We start from the raw sequence: 19,266 nt of genomic DNA, 5'->3' as shown, positions 1-19,266 counted from the left end.
AGGGTGAATAACAAATGGACGAAGGAAAGGCAAAAGTAAAACGTGAACTCATATTAGAAGGATTAGATTGTGCCAACTGTGCTCAAAAAATTGAGAATGGTGTTAAAACAATAGATGGGATTTCAAATTGCTCAGTGAACTTTGTAACAAAGTCACTTTTAATGGAAACAGATGAAAAACAAGTAGAAGATGTTGTAGCTGAAGCAAAGAAGAAAGTCAAAACTCTAGAACCTGATATTACAATACTAGAAAAAAATAATCCGAGTATTATGAGAACTTTATATTTGAATGGATTGGATTGTGCCAATTGTGCAGCGAAGATTGAGACTGAAGTAGGAAAACTTGAAGGAGTCACTCATTCTTCTGTTGACTTTGTAACCAAAAAATTGCAAATTAAAGCTTCAAATCCAGATCAAATGGAAGACTTGGAGAAAAAAACAACGGAAATTATAAAAAAAATAGAACCAGATGTAATTGTTGTATCCGAGATACATAATAGCGGAGATGAACAACACGATCAGGATGAGCATGCTAATAGTACAACGAAAAAAATGGTAACTCGTTTATCCATTGGAGCTATCTTGACAGCAATTGGCATACTTGTTCCGCTATCCAATATCGGAGAGTTAAGTTTGTTCATCATAGGTTACCTTATTATTGGTGGAGATATCGTATTAAGGGCGGTTAAAAATATTTACAGAGGACAAGTTTTTGATGAACATTTTTTAATGACAGTAGCAACAATTGGCGCATTTGCTGTTGGACAATATCCTGAAGGTGTTGCAGTAATGTTGTTCTATCAAATAGGTGAACTGTTCCAAGGAATAGCTGTTAATCGTTCACGCAAATCGATTAGTGCATTGATGGATATTCGACCTGATTCTGCAAATGTTAAACGTGGGAATAATGTGCTAAAAGTTTCTCCAGAAGATGTAAAAGAAGGAGATATAATCATTATTAAACCTGGTGAAAAAGTGCCTTTAGATGGAGTAATTACTGAAGGTCATTCGATGGTTGATACGTCTGCCTTAACAGGAGAATCTGTACCACGTGAAGTTGAAGTTGGAAATGAAGTACTAAGTGGATTTATCAATAAAAACGGTCTTCTAACAGTAGAAGTGACAAAAGACTTTGGCGAATCAACTGTTTCAAAAATTTTAGAATTAGTTCAAAATGCAAGCAGTCGTAAGGCTCCTACAGAGAACTTTATTACAAAATTTGCCCGCTATTATACACCAGTCGTTGTGATTGTAGCTACTATTCTTGCTATTATTCCACCATTGCTAATAACTGGTGCAACTTTTTCAGATTGGATTTACCGTGCATTAATTTTTTTAGTTATTTCTTGTCCATGTGCACTTGTCGTTTCGATTCCTCTTGGATTCTTTGGAGGAATAGGTGCTGCTTCGAAAAAAGGAGTCCTTGTTAAAGGAAGTAATTATTTAGAAGCGTTAAATGATGTCAAATATGTAGTGATGGACAAAACAGGTACGCTTACAAAAGGTGTGTTTGCGGTGAATAGTATACTTCCGACTTCCACATGGACGAAAGATGAACTATTAGAATTCGCTGCTATTGCCGAAGTATATTCAAACCATCCAATTGCTCAATCTATTCTCGATGCATACGGTAAAAATGTCGATAAACAATTATTAAAAGACTATAAAGAAATCCCGGGACATGGGATTCAAGTTATGATCAATGGAAAAGAAATATTAGTTGGCAATGCAAAATTTATGAAAAAAGAGCAAATTTCATATCCGCAAATAACTGAAGTTGGTACCATTGTTCATGTTGCTATCGACAAAAAATATGCAGGAGCCATTAGTATTTCAGATGAAGTTAAAGAAGATTCCGCGCATGCCATTCGCTTATTAAAAGAACTAGGCATTAAGAAGACAGTTATGCTAACCGGAGATTCTAAAATTGTGGGAGAATCGGTTGGAAAACAACTTGGAATTGATGAAGTATATGCAGAGTTGCTACCTCAACATAAAGTGGAAAAAATTGAAAAAATAGATGTTCAAAAACTACCAAAAGAAAAAATTGCATTTGTTGGTGATGGTATTAATGATACACCTGTATTAGCACGTGCAGATGTTGGTATTGCTATGGGCGGATTAGGATCTGACGCTGCCATCGAAGCAGCAGATATAGTCATCATGACAGACGAGCCATCTAAAATTGCAGAGGCAATTAGCATAGCAAAGAATACTCGCAAAATCGTATGGCAAAACATATGGTTTGCTTTAGGTATCAAAGCTGTTTTTCTTTTATTAGGTGCATTTGGTATTGCTACAATGTGGGAAGCTGTTTTTTCAGATGTTGGTGTAACTTTACTTGCTGTTTTAAATGCAATGAGAGTGTTGCGCGTCAACTAGTGATTACAAATATTTTGAAAGTATAAAGCTGAAAAGAAAATCCAAACTAATACTGTAATTCAAAATAGTATTAGGAGGGTATTATATGCCAGACAAATTAATTCCAAGATCGCATGGTAATTTTGGTAATTCTGAAGAATTTGGGTTAGAATATAATCCGGAAAATAAACAGAACGATAATAAGATTAAAATCACAAAAAAACTTTTCGGATCAAAACAGAAAAAAATAGATAAATCAGAAGAAATAGCACGCCAAAATTTAGAGTAGCTAAATGGGGCAATTAGAATGTGGAATAACATTTTAATTGCCTTTTTTCATTCAAAGACATTCAGATAATAAAATGACACCATAATCATGGTGTCATTAATATATATCATTTATCAACTTTGTCATTTGATTGTTTGTTGATATTAGCTATGGCGTTTTCTCTCCATTCAGCCGCAAATTCGGCTTTATAGTTATCAGGGCTATTACGTGGATCATTTGTGGTTCTTGTATCTTTAGCATCTTTAAAATTGCTGTTATGATTCTTTTTGTTTTTAGGTTTATACCCATTTTGTTTAGGCATGGAATTTCACCTCCCAAATATAATTTGTTCAAATCATTATTTTTTATCCTCTCATATCAACGCATAAAAACAGCAAAGCTAGTCAAACTAATGCTGCAATACTAAAATGATCTTAAGTAGGAGGACTAGAAAATGGCAAAACCTGATGACAGATCAAATAATGTGGAGCGATTAAAAACAGCAGTTCAAAATACGAAAGAAAATATTGAAAAAGCTGAGTTCAGTGCAGAATTCGCTGGACCAAACGAAGCCCAAAAAATAAAAGAGAAAAACAAACGTCGTAAACATGCAATCGAAGGCATGAAAGAAGAAATTCAAGACGAAGCTGCAGCTCGAAAAAACGGATATCAATAATTAAAAGAGGGGGTTGTCCTATAATTATAAAATTATGGGACAGCCCTTTCTTTCTATAAATTACTTAAGGTGCTTTTCGGACACCTCCTAATAGCAGTTACAACCTTAACAATACATACGAATCGCCCGTATAAACTGAACAAAGAAAAACAAACTAATATAGATAAAATAAGAGGAGGTTGGCAAATGTCGGATAAACATCGTCCTAAATCAAATGACAGATCTAATAGTGGATTAAGAATTCAAAGTATGATTGAAAATACAAAGAAAAATATCGCTGAAGCTGAGATGGCAATGGAATTTGCACGTGAGGAAGAACTAGAACATCTTCAAGAAAAAAATCAACGCCGTAAACGAGAAATTCAAATAAAAGAAAAAGAAAAAGCAGATAAAGCAGCAGAAAAAGCATGGAGAGATAGTTTTAAATAAATAAAATGAAACCGCTATATTTAAATGTATATGGCGGTTTTTTTAATATTAGGAACTGGACAAGCAAAATTGCATCAACTAATAGTCTTTTAATACTTTAAGTGGACTACCAATGAAAGATATCGTTTCAAAGAGTGCAATCAATTGATTTGCACTTTTTTGCGTTTACCACTGTTATTCTATCTATTATTTAAAATAGGCTTTAGGCGCAATTCATACGTATCGTCATGAGTGGCTATGTATAGTTTGAATGTTGAATAGATGATAATATAAGTATATATAATTCTGTTAGAAAGGAGCGGGAGTACATGGATCTAAAAGTAACCCACAAAATGATAAAAGATATGTGCGGTACCGTTGCTTTCAAAAGGGGAGACTCTTTTAATCGTTCAAAAAAGGTCATCTTGAATCATTATAGTGAAGATTATTGTGAAGCTACAGTAAATGGAACTGAGGATTTTCATGTTACGATTGAAAAGGATTCAATAGGGAAACTAAAGACTACTTGTAGTTGTCCTAAGTTGATGAACTTTCAAAAAAGTTGTCAGCATGTTGCGGCTGTATTATTAGCAATACAAGATCTACAACAACTCGGAATATCTCCTAATAATCTACATGATAAAAATAGAGAGATTACTGAAGATTTCATGAAAATCTTTGAACACAAATCAAAAAGAACTAGTGGACATCAATTACATTTTGAAAATAGAGAAATACTGGATGTAGCATTTACATTAAAACCAATTGCACGCCAAACAAATCAGCATTTATTTGGCATTAAATTAAATATAAACAACCTTAAAGTAAAGAATATAAGAGCGTTTCTTCAAGATGTAAAACTAGGGAAAACGAGTGATTTATCTGCAGATTTTCAATATGACTCTACGATTCATTGCTTTCAAAATAACACGGATGAAGTGATACAGCTTCTCATTGCATTAGTGGAAGATGAAAAAAGTCAATTGAATCCATTAGAGAGTATAAGTGAGGAAATATTATTAATACCGCCATCCAATTGGGACAGGCTTCTAAAACGATTGGAGGTAGTTTCAACAACTTTAGAAAATAACAGAGAGCCTTTTAAATTATTAAATGGTCCGTTACCTTTACATTTTACAGTAGAAGAAGTAGCAGAAAAGGAAAACGATTACCAATTAACGATTACAGGTATTGAGCAGATGATCGTTATGGAATCTTATGGATGTATTATTTGGGGAGAAAATATATATAAATTGGATGAAAAAGATTTTGCAAGGGTATGTGAACTTAAGAACATGCTTCCTCATAGGGATGCAAATTATATTTCAATTCCAAATAACCAAGTTGATATTTTTTTCAATAAGATTGTACCTGGTTTGAAAAAAATTGGTATGGTCGAATTGAATAGAAAAATAACGCAGAAAATGATGAAACAGCCTTTGATTGCTAAGCTTTACTTAGATCGTATTCATAATCGTCTACTAGCAGGGGTGGAATTTCAATATGAAAATGTCATTATTCAACCATTAGAAAGCAGAGATATTCCTATAGGACCTATGATTATTAGGGATTTAGACAAAGAAGAGGAAATACTTCAACTCATGGACGAAAGTGGCTTTACGAAAACAGAAGGCGGCTATTATATGCAAAATGAGGAGCTGGAGTATAAGTTTTTGTATCATGTTGTCCCTAAACTTCATCAATTGGTACAAATCTATGCAACAACTGCTGTTCGGAACCGAATCGTGACGAATCATTTTCCAACTATTCGTATTAAGCATAAAAAGGATCGGATGAATTGGTTAGAATTTAAGTTTGAGATGAAAGGTATTGCTGATGACCAAATTCGAGAGATTTTAGCAGCACTTGAAGTTAAAAAGAAATATTTTCGTCTTCAAAATTGTACATTACTATCACTTGAAACAAAAGAAATGGAGGAATTACAAAACTTTCTAGATGAAGTACCAAAGCAAGATGACGGTTATGAAACAAGTCTTGATATGCCGATCTCGCAGGGACTTCAATTTTTAGATAGGATGAATAGTGAAATCTTCACGGTTGAAGAATCATTTCGTCATTTTCTGAATAAGTTAATAGACCCAAGTTCACTAGATATTGTTGTGCCTAAAAGTTTAAATCCAATATTAAGAGACTACCAAAAAACAGGGTATAAGTGGTTAAAAATACTCGCAACTTATGGATTTGGCGGGGTATTAGCAGATGATATGGGGCTAGGGAAAACGATACAAAGTATTACATATATTGTTTCAGAACTTTCAGCGATAAGAAGTCAAAAACTCCCTGTACTCATCGTTTGTCCTTCCTCTTTAACCTACAGTTGGTTACACGAACTCATTAAATTTGCACCTGAAGTAGAAGCAGTAGTGATAGATGGAAATAAACTAGAACGAGAGAATTTACAAAAGGATACAGAAGAGATGGATGTCCTAATTACATCCTATCCATTACTTAGACAAGATATAAAGTGGTATGAAGATCAACAATTTCATACGGTTTTCTTTGATGAGGCACAGGCATTTAAAAATCCAGTCACACAAACTGCTCGAACCGTTCAAAGATTACAGGCAAATAATCGTTTTGGACTGACTGGAACACCTATTGAAAATTCTCTTGAAGAACTTTGGTCCATTTACCATGTTGTCTTTCCTCAGCTTTTCCAAGGATTAAGAGATTTTAGCTATTTGCCTAAGAAAGCAGTTGCCAGAAGGGTAAGACCTTTTTTACTTCGTAGGATAAAAGAAGACGTGTTAGAAGAGTTGCCTAAAAAAGTGGAGTCACTCGAATCATCAGAGCTATTACCGGAGCAAAAACAGCTTTATGCAGCTTATTTAGCAAAGCTTCGCCATAAAACGTTAAAGCACCTTGATCAAGACACGATTCGAAAAAATCGAATAAAAATTCTAGCCGGGCTTACTAGATTAAGGCAAATTTGTTGTCATCCGGCCTTATTTGTGGAAGGTTACAAAGGAAGTTCAGCAAAATACGAACAGTTGCTGAAAATTATCGAAGAATCCAAACATTCCGGTAGAAGAGTATTGATATTCTCCCAATTTACAAAAATGCTTGAGCTAATCGGAAAGGAACTTACGATGAGAGGATATACGTATTTCTATCTTGATGGACAAACGTCTGCCCAAAAAAGAGTAGAGATATGTGATCGATTTAATGATGGGGAACGAGATTTGTTTCTAATTTCCTTAAAAGCAGGAGGTACTGGATTAAACCTATCGAGTGCAGATACAGTTATATTGTATGATCTCTGGTGGAATCCTGCAGTTGAAGAACAAGCTTCAGACCGTGCTCATCGGTTTGGACAAAAAAATGAGGTACAGGTCATTAAGCTTATAGCACGCGGTACAATCGAAGAAAAGATGAATGAGCTTCAAGAAAAAAAGAAGGAGCTTATTGATGATATTATCAATTCGACGGAAAATTCACCAACCGGTTTAACAGAAGATGATATTCGAGATATATTACAGATTTAATCAGAAAGAAGTAGGGGAATACTAGGACATTGAAAAAATATTTTGCAATTGCGGGTATGATAACGGCTCATTCGTTATCATACTCGCTTTTTTACTTTAATCCATTGTAAATGCATAAATTTGTTGAACAATGTCGAATTTTATTGAAAATCAGAAAATTTTTATGTATGATAAAAAAGTACTAATTATAGTTTTATTATTAATAGGTCTAGATAGATAAATGATGAGTTCATAGACCTAAATAGATAAAAGGAAAGATAAATAATAGTAAGATCTATTTTTTGATTAATATTCTATAAATTTTTCGGAATTTTACGATATTTATATGTAGTAATCATCCGTGAAAATAGAGAATGCCTAAAGGACGCTCAAATTTTTCAATTATTAGATTATGAAAAAGGAGGATTGTGAGTGAAATGAAAAAAAACTTACAACATATTGGAAGTTTGAAGACTAGATTAATGATTTCTTTTTTGCTTGTTTTAGTTATTCCTTCCATGATCATTGGATTCCAAGCGTATTCAACTGCCAAAAAAGCAGTGAAACATGAAATGTTAGATGGTTTTGATAGAACAACAAATGTGTTGAATGACACGATTAATAAAACCGTACAGTCTAAAATAGATGATGTAGCGTATTTTGCACAGAATATTAATGTAGATACTCTCAAAAAAGATGAAAGTCAGAAGCTTGGACAACGATTCGATGAGTATGCAAAGTTACATCCAGAAGTTTTAAGTATATATGTAGGCGATGAAAAAGGTGGCATCATTAGTAAACCAGCAAATACAATGCCTCCTGCTGGATATGATCCTCGAGATAGAGATTGGTATAAGGATGCAATGGAAACACAAGGGAAGGTTACGATATCAGAGCCCTATCAAGATGCCAGTACAAAAAACTGGTGTATTACACTTGCTCAATCGGTTAAAGACGGTTCAGGCGTTGTAGCTGTCGATATATATTTAAGCCATTTAGAAGACTTAATAGGTAAAGTAAAACTTGGTGATACAGGGTATGCATTTCTATTAGACAAAAATAGAAAGTATATCTCACATCCTACTATTAAAGGTGGAAGTGTCGCAAAAGAAGCATATTTTGATAATGTATATAAAAAAGAACAAGGAACTTTGAATTATGTATTGAAAGGTAAAGAAAACGTATTAGTATATACGACAAATAAATTAACAGGATGGAAATTAGCAGGAACAGTTCCGAAATCAGAAATTAGTAAAGAGGCATCGCCCATTTTTTCTAAGACGGTTTTAGTCCTTATCCTTTCTTTAATCATTGGTGCAATAGCTGTATATTTTATTATCAAATCGATTTTAAAACCAATTAAAAGACTAAAAGAAAATGCGGTAACAATTAGTAAAGGTGACTTATCTGAGGAAATAATTGTTAATAATTATGATGAGATTGGCCAATTAGGACAAGCTTTTAAAGATATGCAAAAAAGTCTTATTGGTCTAGTGAAGGAAGTAGACCAAAGCGCTGAACAAGTTGCTGCTTCTGCAGAAGAACTAACTGCCAGTACAGAACAGACAAGCGCTGTGACACACCAAGTTGCAACAGCTATCCAAGAAGTTTCGATAAATGCAGAAAAACAAACAACAGGTGTTAGTAAAAATGCAGAGTCTATCCAACAAGTATCAGAAGGTGTCACTCTAATTGCTGAGAATTCGATGAAAGTCTCAGAACTAGCAAATTTAACAACGACACAAGCGGAAGAAGGAGGAAAAGCTGTTACAAATACTGTAAATCAAATGAATTCAATTCAACAATCTGTTTCAGAATCAAATGTAATGATTAAATCTTTAAATGATCGCTCTAAAGAAGTAAGCACTATCTTAAATGTCATTACAGATATTGCAGATCAAACAAATTTACTTGCTTTGAATGCAGCCATTGAAGCGGCGAGAGCTGGTGAACATGGTAAAGGCTTTGCAGTTGTTGCGGAGGAAGTTAGAAAATTAGCTGAACAATCCCAAACATCCGCTAAAGAAATATATGAAATCGTTCAAAAAATTCAAGAAGAAACAAATAATTCAGTTCAAATAATGGAAAAAGTCACTAATGATGTTCAAACTGGCGTTCAAGTATCAACAGGGGCTATCGATAAATTTAAACAAATACTTAGCAGTGCACAAGAAATGACACCTCAGTTGGAAGGCGTTTCTGGAATCGCTCAACAAATGTCTGCGTCATTGCAAGAGGTTACTGCAACTGCACAAGAATTAACAAATATTGCAACAGAGAACTCAGCAACCGCAGAAGAAGTTGCTGCATCAACTGAAGAAGAGTTAGCCTCTATGGAGGAAATTGCTTCATCAGCACAATCACTTACAAATTTAGCAGAAACATTACACAAAGCGGTTTCTAAATTTAACTATTAAGATTCACTTTGAACACATTAAAATNCACATTAAAATACCAAAGGGAAATTGCATAGTGCAATTTCCCTTTTTATTTTACCTGAAATCACTTATGTCCAAACATATGAATCTAGTATAGTAATAACTACCCGAAAAACATATTTCTCAATTCATTAATGGCTAAAATAACAAATAATAAAATGCTAATACCGAGACCAATATTAGATAGCCATTGTTTACGATCAATGGTCCCAACGTATTGCTTCTTGTTTAGTAAATAGAGTAATGTAATTGCCAAGAAAGGCATAAAAATCGAACCCAGTGCTCCATATGCAATGATTAGTCCTACCGGTTTCCCGATGAAGTGCAATAGCATGGGTGGGAATGTGAGCCATAAGACAAAGAAACGATAGGCTTTTGTTTTGCTTAAGTCATCATTATTTATATCTTGATGGCGAATAGTTCTAATAAAATCCGCGAATAGATATGGGACACCATTCCATACACCAAGTACAGAGGTAAATGAAGCAGACCAGAAGCCAATTAGAAATACATATCGAACAGCAGGATGTAGTTCGTTTCCTAAGATTGAAGCAAAATCGACTAATCCTTTTTCTCCACTAATATTAAAATCTGTTCCATATAATAATCCTGCCCCTAGTACGAGTAGGGATAGGGTAAATAACGCTGTAACAATATAGGCAACAGCAGAGTCAAAGCGAACGGCACGTATAAAAGAGGGGCCAGTCCATCTATTTTCTTGTAGCCAATAGCCATAACTAGCCATTGTTAAAGATCCACCGACACCACCGATTAAACCAAGGGCATACACTAATGATCCTTTTGGAAGTGTTGGAATTGCAGTTCCCCATATATCACTTAGTTGTGGAATAACAAGTAGGGCAGATCCAACAACCGCAACAAACATTATGCCGATTAGTACGTTCATCACATTTTCAAATGTTTTATATTTTCCCCACCATACAAGTACAAATCCTAATAATCCATGAATAATAGCCCATTGCGTTAAAGAAAGTTGAGGGAATAGTGCTGTCATTGCGAGTGCACATGAGGCGGTACCAGCAGCACCATAAACAAAGCCCCAAATGACAGAGTAAACGCCAAAATAACCAGTTGCCCATTTCCCCATAGCGTGCCAACCTTCTAGTATCGTTTTTCCGCTAGTTAAATGCCATCGTCCTACCCCTTCATTTAAAGCAAATTTCAGTATAGAACCAACAATAATGGCCCATAGAAATACTAATCCATAATTTGTCCCCGCTACAAGTGCAGCCACTAAATCTCCTGCACCCACCCCAGTAGCAGCAACGATTAATCCTGGTCCAATAATAGATCCTTTTTTAATCATTTGTTCTTGCTCTAAAGGTAATTGTTTTTGTTCTAACATTGTATGTACCCCCTTTGAATACTTGTAATCGATTTCAGTTCGATTAATTTAATTATCAATTTTGTTTTCAGAAAAATCAAATATTATTTTAATAGGTTACTGTTTTACTCATCTTTTGTATTTGCATTGTAAAGTTAGTTAATAATAATTAGTTTTTTAGTTAATGTATACATTGACATACAATTTTGAATTTTGCTAATATATTAAAAATAAACTAGAGTGGGGGATTGTCTATTGTCAAGATTGCATGAATTTCAAGAGCTTTTTCACCAAATACAAATTGCTTGGGAAAAAGATGAACAAACGGTTTTAGTTATCTTAACGGATGTAAAAGGCTCTGCTTATCGCCTACCGGGAACGAAAATGTTGATGACTTCAGGAGGGACCATGGTAGGGACCATAAGTGGAGGCTGTTTAGAAGCGGATTTGTATGAATGGGCGACAAAAGTATTTGAAAATAGGAAACCAATGACGTTAAAGTACGATTTAAGTGATACAGAAATTTGGAGTTTAGGTATTGGTTGCAAAGGAGACTTAGAGATTCTGTTTCTCCCTATTTTTCCACAGGATGAAACGTGGAAGAAAGTAGAAAAACATCTCGCAAATGAGGAATCATTTACATTAATCATAGAAATGGAAAATGGTCAAACAAAAGTATTGCAAGAAATGAATAGCAAGTTACATAACGATACGAATTTACCAATCGAATTGATCGAATATGCTGAAGCTATATATATGAAGCAAACACGTGCAGAAGTCATCGAACATCAAAACAAAAGATACTATATGGACGTTGTGAAACCTAGCGAGAGATTAATCGTTGCAGGAGCAGGGAAAGATGCAGTTCCTCTTGTAGAATTAGCGTATAAGGCAGGATTCTCCGTGACGGTTTTAGATACACGCTCAAATTTAAATAATCTTCAACATTTCCCACATGCAAAACATATTACCTCTGCTATCGAGAATTTATCAGATTCACAGCTAAATCATAGTTGGTGGCTTATTATGAATCATCATATGGAAAAAGATGAGGTAAGTTTAAAGTATGCAATCGAAAGCAATCCTCGCTATATAGGTGTTTTAGGACCAATTTATCGAACAAATGAAATGCTAAATAATATTGGATATAGTATAAATAGCGCGCCAATCCATTCACCTGTTGGATTAGATTTAGGAGCAGAGTCGATGGACGAAGTAGCCATTAGCATTATATCTGAGCTGATGTGTTTAAGGGCAGACCGTACCCCACAATATTTACATGGAAAAGGGAAAATTCATGTGTAAAATTGGTGCAATTATTTTAGCAGCAGGACAATCGAAGCGAATGGGAGAGCCGAAATTATTTCTTCCTTTTCAAGATACTCCAATCATCCACTATCCAATTGAAATGGCAGTTCAACATAAATTGGAACCTATTGTAGTAGTGGGAGGAAAGTATTATGATCAACTCAAAGAAGAATTAAAACCTTTTTATCCCTCTTTATCATTGATATACAATGAACAGCATGCAAATGGCATGTCCACTTCTCTAATTGAGGGTATAAATTCTATAGATGGTGACCTTGATGCTGTCCTTATCTTTCTAGGGGATCAGCCTCTTGTAGCACATCAAGTAGTGGAAAAGCTGATAGATACTTATCAAAAAAATAGAGAGAATGGCATATACATAGTTCGCCCTCGCTACGAACAACAACCAGGTCACCCAATATTATTTGATAGAAGCCTTTTTAATCAGTTTCAAAATCTAAAAGGCGATGAAGGTGGAAAAAGTATTATTAAAGCGAACAAAGAACATTTACAATATGTAGATTTTGAGCAAACGGATTGGAATTTAGATATTGATACGAAGCAAGACTATAAGCATTTACTCCAATATTATGGTAACTAATGTGAAGAGTCATGAAATCAGAGATGTTTTTGATAGACTGCTCTAACTTGGCTGAGTATTGATACAGAAAGACATTACTAAAATTTAATCGGTGGGTGAGATGAATGTTGATAAAACGTAATGCAATTTCTATTGGAGAAGCTGTTCAAAAAGTTATGAGTGATATTGAAAAAGGGGTCACGGAGAAGGTCACTTTGGTTGAAGCGAGTGACCGATATTTGGCAGAGGATATTGTTGCCAACCAGGATGTTCCGGCATTTGATCGTTCACTTTATGATGGTTATGCAATACGCTCTGAGGATACGAAGAATGCAACGAATGCTTATCCAGTTGAACTTGAAGTAGTAGGTCATATTGGAGCTGGCGCAGTATTTCATAATGGGATTCAACCATACCAAGCGGTTCGTATAATGACTGGGGCAGAAATGCCTGAAGGTTGTAATGCTGTTATCATGCTTGAACATGTCAAAGAGTTAACTAAGTTTGATAAAGACTATATAGCTGTTGACCGCTTTATTTCTGAACATGAACGTGTATTTAAAAAAGGACAAGAGATTCAAAAAGGTACATATTTGATTGGAAAAGGGACACGTATCACCCCTGGAATTATTGCTTTGCTTGCAACTTTTGGCTATAGTGAGGTACTTGTAGGGAAAAAGCCAGTCGTAGGTGTACTTGCTACTGGAAGTGAACTTTTAGAAATCGATGAACCATTGGTACCTGGGAAAATTCGTAATAGTAATTCCTATATGCTTATGTCTCAAATTGAAAAAGTAGGGGCACAACCAAAGTATCTAGGGAAACTTGAAGATGATTTGGATAAAAGTTTCGAAGTCATTCGAAATGAGTTGGAAAACGTCGATATTCTCATTACAACAGGTGGCGTTTCGGTTGGTGATTATGATTATCTCCCAGAAATATATGATCGTTTAGGTGCAACTGTATTATTTAATAAAATCGCTATGCGTCCTGGAAGTGTCACAACAGTTGCAAAACTAGGTCGTCAATTTTTATTTGGTTTATCAGGAAATCCGTCAGCCAGTTTTATAGGCTTCGAATTATTTGTACGACCTGTTATTCGCACGATGTTAAATAACAAAGAGCCTTACCTTACATCACAAAAAGCTATTTTAGAAAATTCTTATCCAACGCCAAATGCATTTGCCCAACTGATCCGAACAAAAATAGAAAATCACAATGCAACTGTATGTGCAACGTCAAACGGACTAAATATGTCCAGTTCTATCACCTCTTTAGTAGGAGCAGATGCATTAGTTGTTTTACCTCCAACTGAATCGGGGTATGAAAAAGGTGAAATTGTAGATATTTTATTGCTATCTGATGAGGGCCAAGAAGATTTTTCTGTTGTCTAAAGGATAGGATGGGGTAACCCCGTTAATACTGAAAAATTTTATTTTGATTATAAAATTTATCAGCTTAATAACGGGGAATATCCGCCCCTGCTTAAAGCTAATGCTATTTGATAGTATCCGCTTCCATTAGGATGCACTCCTCCTGGTGGTAATAGTGTTTTTTCATTGTCCTTAAAAACACTATAGATATCAACGACTTTAACATTCGGTTCCTGACTTAACTTGTTTAACATTGAATTAAACGCTCTAATCCCATCATCTGCTATAGGAATATTAGGGAACGGATTGTATAAATTTGTTAATCGTAAAATATATTGATCTTGTTTATCTAGATGGTGAATTTTTTCTAATATTTTTGAGATATTATTTACTGTCTGTTTAATAGCATAAGATATACTTTCTTCGTCTTTATTTACCAAAAATTTTTTTGCCGCGTTTATTAAATCATTTCCTCCAGCTGTTATTGTGATGATATTTGCACAATTGACCGCTTCCGTAACCGTCGGGCTATTTAGCATCTTTAACACATCATCAGTAGTAGCTCCTGACCTTGCATTTTTTTGATAAGCAATGCGCCTTTTAAAAATTTGGTGGCTTAGATATCTGTAGTATTCAACAAATCCAGGATCCAATAGAGGAACACCGATCCCTGCTGTAAGAGAATCACCAATCGCAAGATAACGTAAATGATTAATATCCATAGTTCACCTCAACTAATTAGTATATCCTTATAATATGCAGGAAAAAGATTAATGGAGAAGCAGTAAAAAAATGCGTATACAGTCTAGATAATGATGTGTTTCTAAAGATAAGGAATTCAATCAAAATAATAATTTAAGCTGGAATATACACAAGCTCAATTTGTATATTTCAGCTTTTTTGATTTCTCATATATAGCACTTTGATTTCAATGCATAATATGTTATTTCATCTAACGATGTAAGTTATAAAAAATAACATTTAGTTAATTTCACCAAAAATATTCTGAAAATTAGATGAATTAAATAGTGACATGCAAAATATCCCTTGATATGATGTTATGTAATATAACACGAAACTTTTATTCTACTTCAGAAAGTCAATCTATAAACCTCAGTTTTATCGATTCACAAGCATCTTTATACTTCAATAAATTAGTGCATCAATGCAATACATAAATCTAAAAGGGGGATTTTGTATGGTAAATCAGATTGAACCTTTAATCTCAAGTTCTCCAATAATATGGGCTCCTACTACTATTGAGGAAGCAATTGAACGAAAAAAAGAGTTTGGTTCGGAAGCGGAGTTTGTTTCAGGATCGACGCTTTTGCAATTGCAATGGAAGAATGGACGTAAAGTTCCGAAAAATATAATCAGTCTCGAGCAAATACCAACGTTAAAGCAAATTCAAATAGATGAAGATAAAAGAATTTTGTCGATAGGAGCATCAACTTTACTTAGTAGTTACAAGACAGATCCAAACTTAAAAGACTTCACCGTAATTTGTGAAGCATTGCAATCGATAGCTGCTCCTGCAGTAAGAAACCGTGGAACGATTGGTGGGAATATTATGGGGGGCGTGGGTGACTTGATACCACTTTTCCTAGCGCTTAAGGCGAAGCTTCTTTTTCATGATGAAAGGGAAACATACTTAGTAGACTTTTGGAATTGGCTTCAACATTCACAAAAGAAAACGGCGGCTTTACTATCAGCTATTCAACTAACCTCTGATTTGGATCGTACTAACTCGTATTCATTTTATAAAAAAATAGGTAGAAGAGAAACGTTTACGGCAGCTATCTTAACTGTTGCAGGAAGAATAAGTTGGGATGAAGACGGTGTTATTGAAGAAGCAAATCTTGCTTTAGGCGGAGGGGATAATCAGCCTCTCCTTTTAGAAAATACAGCGTACCATTTGATAGGGAAAAAAGGCGATGTACTTGATTGGAAGGGTGTTTATACATCCATTTTATCTGAAATTTCACCTGCAGAAGATGCTTTTGTTTCTGCCAATTATCGAAGAAAAGTTGCGGCCAATCTTATGGTTGCTGCATTACAGAGAGAGTTCACGTCAATTGGCTGTGGTGAGGGGGATACCGATGAAATCTAACTTAATAGAAAAAAAGGATCGAATACGTCCAGATGGATTGTCTAAAGTAACAGGGGATTTGAAATACTTAACTGACTTAACTTTCCCGAATATGTTGTATGGAAAAGTATTAAGAAGCAAATACCCACATGCGAAAATTCTTTCTATTAATACTGAAAAAGCCGAAAGTATACCGGGTGTTGAAGCAGTACTCACTCATAAAGACGTTCCAGGGATGAATAGATTTGGCATCATAATTGCCGATCAACCAGTTTTTTGTGAAGATCGAGTTCGTTATATAGGTGATGCCATTGCAGCTGTTGCCGCTCAATCTTTTGAGCTCGCAGAAGAAGCATTGAAGCATATAGAAGTGGTTTATGAAGAATTGCCAATTCTCGATTCACCAGATAAGGCGCTAGAACCAGATGCAATCAGACTGTATCCAGCAGGAAATATTTGTAGCCGTTCATCTTTTCAAAATGGAGATGTTCATCAAGCGTTTGAAGAATGTGTTGCAATCGTAGAAGAAACGTATGAATTACCTCGGCAATTACATGGATATATGGAAACGGAAGGTGGAGTAGTTGTCCCTGAAGAAGATGGGGGCATTACAGTTTACGCTGCAACTCAACACGGTTTTAAAGATCGTTTTCAAATTTCAAGGATTTTAGGAATTCCAGAAAGTATGATTCGAATTGTTTCGTCTCCAATTGGAGGTTCTTTTGGAGGCAAGGATGAACAAAATATTCAACCCTATGCTTCGCTTCTAGCTTTAGCAACCAAAAAACCGGTGAAAATTCATAACACAAGAGAAGAATCCATTCGAGCAAGCATTAAAAGACATCCAATGAAAATCACCGTAAAAACAGGGACAGATGCTACTGGGAAAATACTTGCTCATCAAGTGAAAATCATTGCAGATAAAGGTGCATATACCACGCTCGGCCCCGCAGTTCTAGACTTTGCAGTAGAACATGCCGCAGGTCCTTATATGATTCCGAACATTGAAACGGAAGGCGTATCGGTTTATACGAATAACGGTGTATCCGGGGAATTTAGAGGCTTTGGGGGAAATCAAATAACGTTTGCTTTAGAAGGGCAGATGGATCGTTTAGCAGAGGTCTTAAAAATGGACCCAATTGAAATTCGAAGAAAGAATTTGCGGACTACTACTGATTTAGGGCCAATGGGCCATCGGATAGCGCCAACAAACGGAGCATCTCTTGTTTTAGAAAAAGTCCAAGAACTTTCAAAGCTACCCAACAAAGATTATAAAGAATCGCCATGGAAACGATATGGAACAGGGATTGCCATTACCATGCATGGAGGTGGACTTGGATTTGGTCGATTAGATAGTGCTGGTGGCCGAATTTCTTTAAACAAACAAGGTGAAATTGAAATTTCCTTTGGTTTTGAAGAATGCGGTCAAGGGCTTTTATCCGTCATTGATAATCTAGTTATCGAAGAAATAGGGTGTAGTCAACAAGATGTAAAAATTGTCATTGGTGATACTTCAGTTGTTCCGCTTTCCGGATCTTCTACAGCATCACGCGGAACAAGTATTGTTTGGCAATCTCTACAAAAGATGAAAGGTCCGTTTAAAGAGAAAATATGTAAGTATGTATCAGATACAACATCAATTCATGAAGAAGATTTATATCTAGGACCAAATGGCATTTGGCAAGTTGGAAAAGATGATGCCCCTTGCATGACGTATAAAGAATGTGCTGAAGGAATCGTTGATCAAACTGTTCTAACAAGTTTTCATTTTCCAGTGACACCCGATGCGGTAAATGGTGGTCATTTCTTATACACGTTTGGAGGCGTAAAAGTCGAGGTGGAGGTAGATCTTTTAACTGGAAAAGTAAAGATATTAGCACTTGATCATGTCGTCTCTGCAGGACCTGTTGTAAGTCCTAAAGGGTATATTGGTCAAATTGAAGGCGGAGGTGTCATGTCACTAGGGTATACCTTAATGGAAGAGGTGAAAATGATTGACGGTCAATTAGCAACGACTAACTTTGACGCTTATCTGATGCCTAATATTGTAGATGTTCCTTTTGATACAAATGTTCACGCAATTGAAGATTTAGTAGAAGGGGATCCGTATGGCCCAAGAGGAGTAGGGGAAATCGGCACAATAGCGATTATTCCCGCTGTTGTCAAAGCTGTTCAGGATGCAATCGGCTGTTGGGTATCAAAACTACCTATTTCTTCTGAAGAAATCCTTGAAAACATTGAATCGAAGGAGATGCTTACATGGATGTAAATAACACAGCTTTACATAGTGATTTGGCTATAGAAGATCAACAAACGTTCACTTTAAATATAATGATTAATGGTGACAAGTATATATTAAAAACATCTCCAACTGAAAAACTAGTCAATATATTAAGAGACGAATTGCAATTAGTAGGAACGAAAATTTCGTGTGGTATTGGCCGCTGTGGTGCATGTAGCATTTTGGTTGATGGTGCACTCGTCAATTCTTGTTTACTAATGGCTTATCAAGTAAATGGAAAATCCATCACGACGATTGAAGGAATGGGTGGTGTCTCGCTCGATGAAATTCAAGAGGCATTTCTTCTGGAAGGGGGCTTTCAGTGTGGCTATTGCACCCCTGGTATGATCTTAGCGGTTAAATACTTATTGTCTATGCAACCAAACCCTACAGAAGCGGATATTAAAGAAGCCCTTTCAGGAAATTTGTGTAGATGTACTGGATACGGTGGAATTATTCGTGCTGTACAAAGTTTGGCGAATAAACATTCAAAAAATATTGTATAGAATCTCTATTAAAGAGAGGAAGTTTTTTGAATAATCCATCTTAATAGAGTTTAAGAATTACTGTAAAAAGCCATACCTTTTTATTGGTTTTCTTGATTAGGTTCCAGGAGACTTAAATGATTAAGTCCATATAATTGTGTAAAAAGAAA

General features: G+C 35.3%; 15 protein-coding genes. 12 read left to right on the top strand and 3 right to left on the bottom strand.

Going from position 1 to position 19,266, the window contains the following annotated elements; genetic code table 11:
- The first annotated feature begins 14 nt into the window (after nt 1–14).
- Both CW357_RS14995 and CW357_RS14990 read left to right on the top strand, forming a co-directional pair.
- Nucleotides 15–2,381, top strand: coding sequence for a heavy metal translocating P-type ATPase (locus tag CW357_RS14995; RefSeq protein ID WP_124218472.1), 2,367 nt, complete (start codon nt 15–17; stop codon nt 2,379–2,381).
- Nucleotides 2,382–2,466: 85 nt separating this feature from the next.
- A complete protein-coding gene (locus CW357_RS14990) occupies nt 2,467–2,649 on the top strand; it encodes a hypothetical protein (protein ID WP_119415173.1) in 183 nt (60 codons plus the stop codon).
- Between the two features lie 106 nt (nt 2,650–2,755).
- On the opposite strand, the gene CW357_RS14985 is transcribed toward CW357_RS14990, so the two are convergent.
- Complete coding sequence (locus CW357_RS14985) at nt 2,756–2,950, bottom strand: hypothetical protein (RefSeq protein WP_119415172.1); 195 nt, start codon at nt 2,948–2,950, stop codon at nt 2,756–2,758.
- Nucleotides 2,951–3,082: 132 nt separating this feature from the next.
- On the opposite strand from CW357_RS14985, the gene tlp reads away from it, so the two are divergent.
- The 4 genes from tlp (at nt 3,083) to CW357_RS14965 (ending at nt 9,614) form a co-directional block, all read left to right on the top strand.
- Nucleotides 3,083–3,304: a small acid-soluble spore protein Tlp gene (gene tlp / locus CW357_RS14980; RefSeq protein WP_119415171.1), complete on the top strand. Its 222-nt coding sequence runs from the start codon at nt 3,083–3,085 to the stop codon at nt 3,302–3,304.
- Between the two features lie 186 nt (nt 3,305–3,490).
- Nucleotides 3,491–3,733 carry a small acid-soluble spore protein Tlp gene (locus tag CW357_RS14975; protein ID WP_124218471.1) on the top strand — a complete coding sequence of 81 codons (243 nt, stop codon included), beginning with the start codon at nt 3,491–3,493 and terminating at the stop codon, nt 3,731–3,733.
- A 308-nt stretch (nt 3,734–4,041) separates the two neighbouring features.
- Nucleotides 4,042–7,218 (top strand): DEAD/DEAH box helicase, encoded by a 3,177-nt coding sequence (locus CW357_RS14970; RefSeq protein ID WP_124218470.1) that lies wholly within the window; start codon nt 4,042–4,044, stop codon nt 7,216–7,218.
- Nucleotides 7,219–7,634: 416 nt separating this feature from the next.
- On the top strand, nt 7,635–9,614 hold the full coding sequence (locus tag CW357_RS14965; protein ID WP_124218469.1) for a methyl-accepting chemotaxis protein: 1,980 nt from the start codon (nt 7,635–7,637) through the stop codon (nt 9,612–9,614).
- Between the two features lie 124 nt (nt 9,615–9,738).
- Here the strand turns inward: CW357_RS14965 and CW357_RS14960 are convergent, their stop codons facing one another.
- Complete coding sequence (locus CW357_RS14960) at nt 9,739–11,001, bottom strand: Nramp family divalent metal transporter (RefSeq protein ID WP_233548034.1); 1,263 nt, start codon at nt 10,999–11,001, stop codon at nt 9,739–9,741.
- Nucleotides 11,002–11,235: 234 nt separating this feature from the next.
- Here CW357_RS14960 and CW357_RS14955 point away from each other — a divergent pair, with 234 nt between their 5' ends.
- The 3 genes from CW357_RS14955 (at nt 11,236) to glp (ending at nt 14,262) form a co-directional block, all read left to right on the top strand.
- On the top strand, nt 11,236–12,285 hold the full coding sequence (locus CW357_RS14955) for an XdhC family protein (protein ID WP_164489619.1): 1,050 nt from the start codon (nt 11,236–11,238) through the stop codon (nt 12,283–12,285).
- Nucleotides 12,278–12,889: a nucleotidyltransferase family protein gene (locus tag CW357_RS14950; protein ID WP_164489618.1), complete on the top strand. Its 612-nt coding sequence runs from the start codon at nt 12,278–12,280 to the stop codon at nt 12,887–12,889. The genes CW357_RS14955 and CW357_RS14950 overlap by 8 nt, the downstream gene beginning before the upstream one ends.
- A 104-nt stretch (nt 12,890–12,993) precedes the next feature.
- Entirely contained in the window at nt 12,994–14,262 is a 1,269-nt protein-coding gene (gene glp / locus CW357_RS14945; protein WP_124218466.1) for a molybdopterin molybdotransferase MoeA, read from the top strand.
- Between the two features lie 59 nt (nt 14,263–14,321).
- On the opposite strand, the gene CW357_RS14940 is transcribed toward glp, so the two are convergent.
- The gene (locus tag CW357_RS14940; protein ID WP_124218465.1) at nt 14,322–14,963 is read right to left on the bottom strand and encodes a GDSL-type esterase/lipase family protein; all 642 of its coding nucleotides are present in this window, start codon (nt 14,961–14,963) and stop codon (nt 14,322–14,324) included.
- A 476-nt stretch (nt 14,964–15,439) separates the two neighbouring features.
- On the opposite strand from CW357_RS14940, the gene CW357_RS14935 reads away from it, so the two are divergent.
- Genes CW357_RS14935 through CW357_RS14925 form a run of 3 tightly spaced genes read left to right on the top strand, consistent with a single transcriptional unit; the run spans nt 15,440 to nt 19,117 of the window.
- Nucleotides 15,440–16,351, top strand: coding sequence for an FAD binding domain-containing protein (locus CW357_RS14935; protein WP_164489617.1), 912 nt, complete (start codon nt 15,440–15,442; stop codon nt 16,349–16,351).
- Nucleotides 16,341–18,599: a xanthine dehydrogenase subunit D gene (gene pucD, locus CW357_RS14930; RefSeq protein ID WP_124218463.1), complete on the top strand. Its 2,259-nt coding sequence runs from the start codon at nt 16,341–16,343 to the stop codon at nt 18,597–18,599. Before CW357_RS14935 ends, pucD begins: the two co-directional genes overlap by 11 nt.
- Entirely contained in the window at nt 18,590–19,117 is a 528-nt protein-coding gene (locus CW357_RS14925; RefSeq protein WP_124218462.1) for a (2Fe-2S)-binding protein, read from the top strand. Before pucD ends, CW357_RS14925 begins: the two co-directional genes overlap by 10 nt.
- Nucleotides 19,118–19,266 lie beyond the last annotated feature (149 nt).

Origin of the sequence: Rummeliibacillus sp. TYF005, assembly GCF_003844195.1 — a bacterium.
Lineage (GTDB): Bacteria > Bacillota > Bacilli > Bacillales_A > Planococcaceae > Rummeliibacillus.
This window is presented reverse-complemented; position numbering and strand designations above follow the sequence as displayed.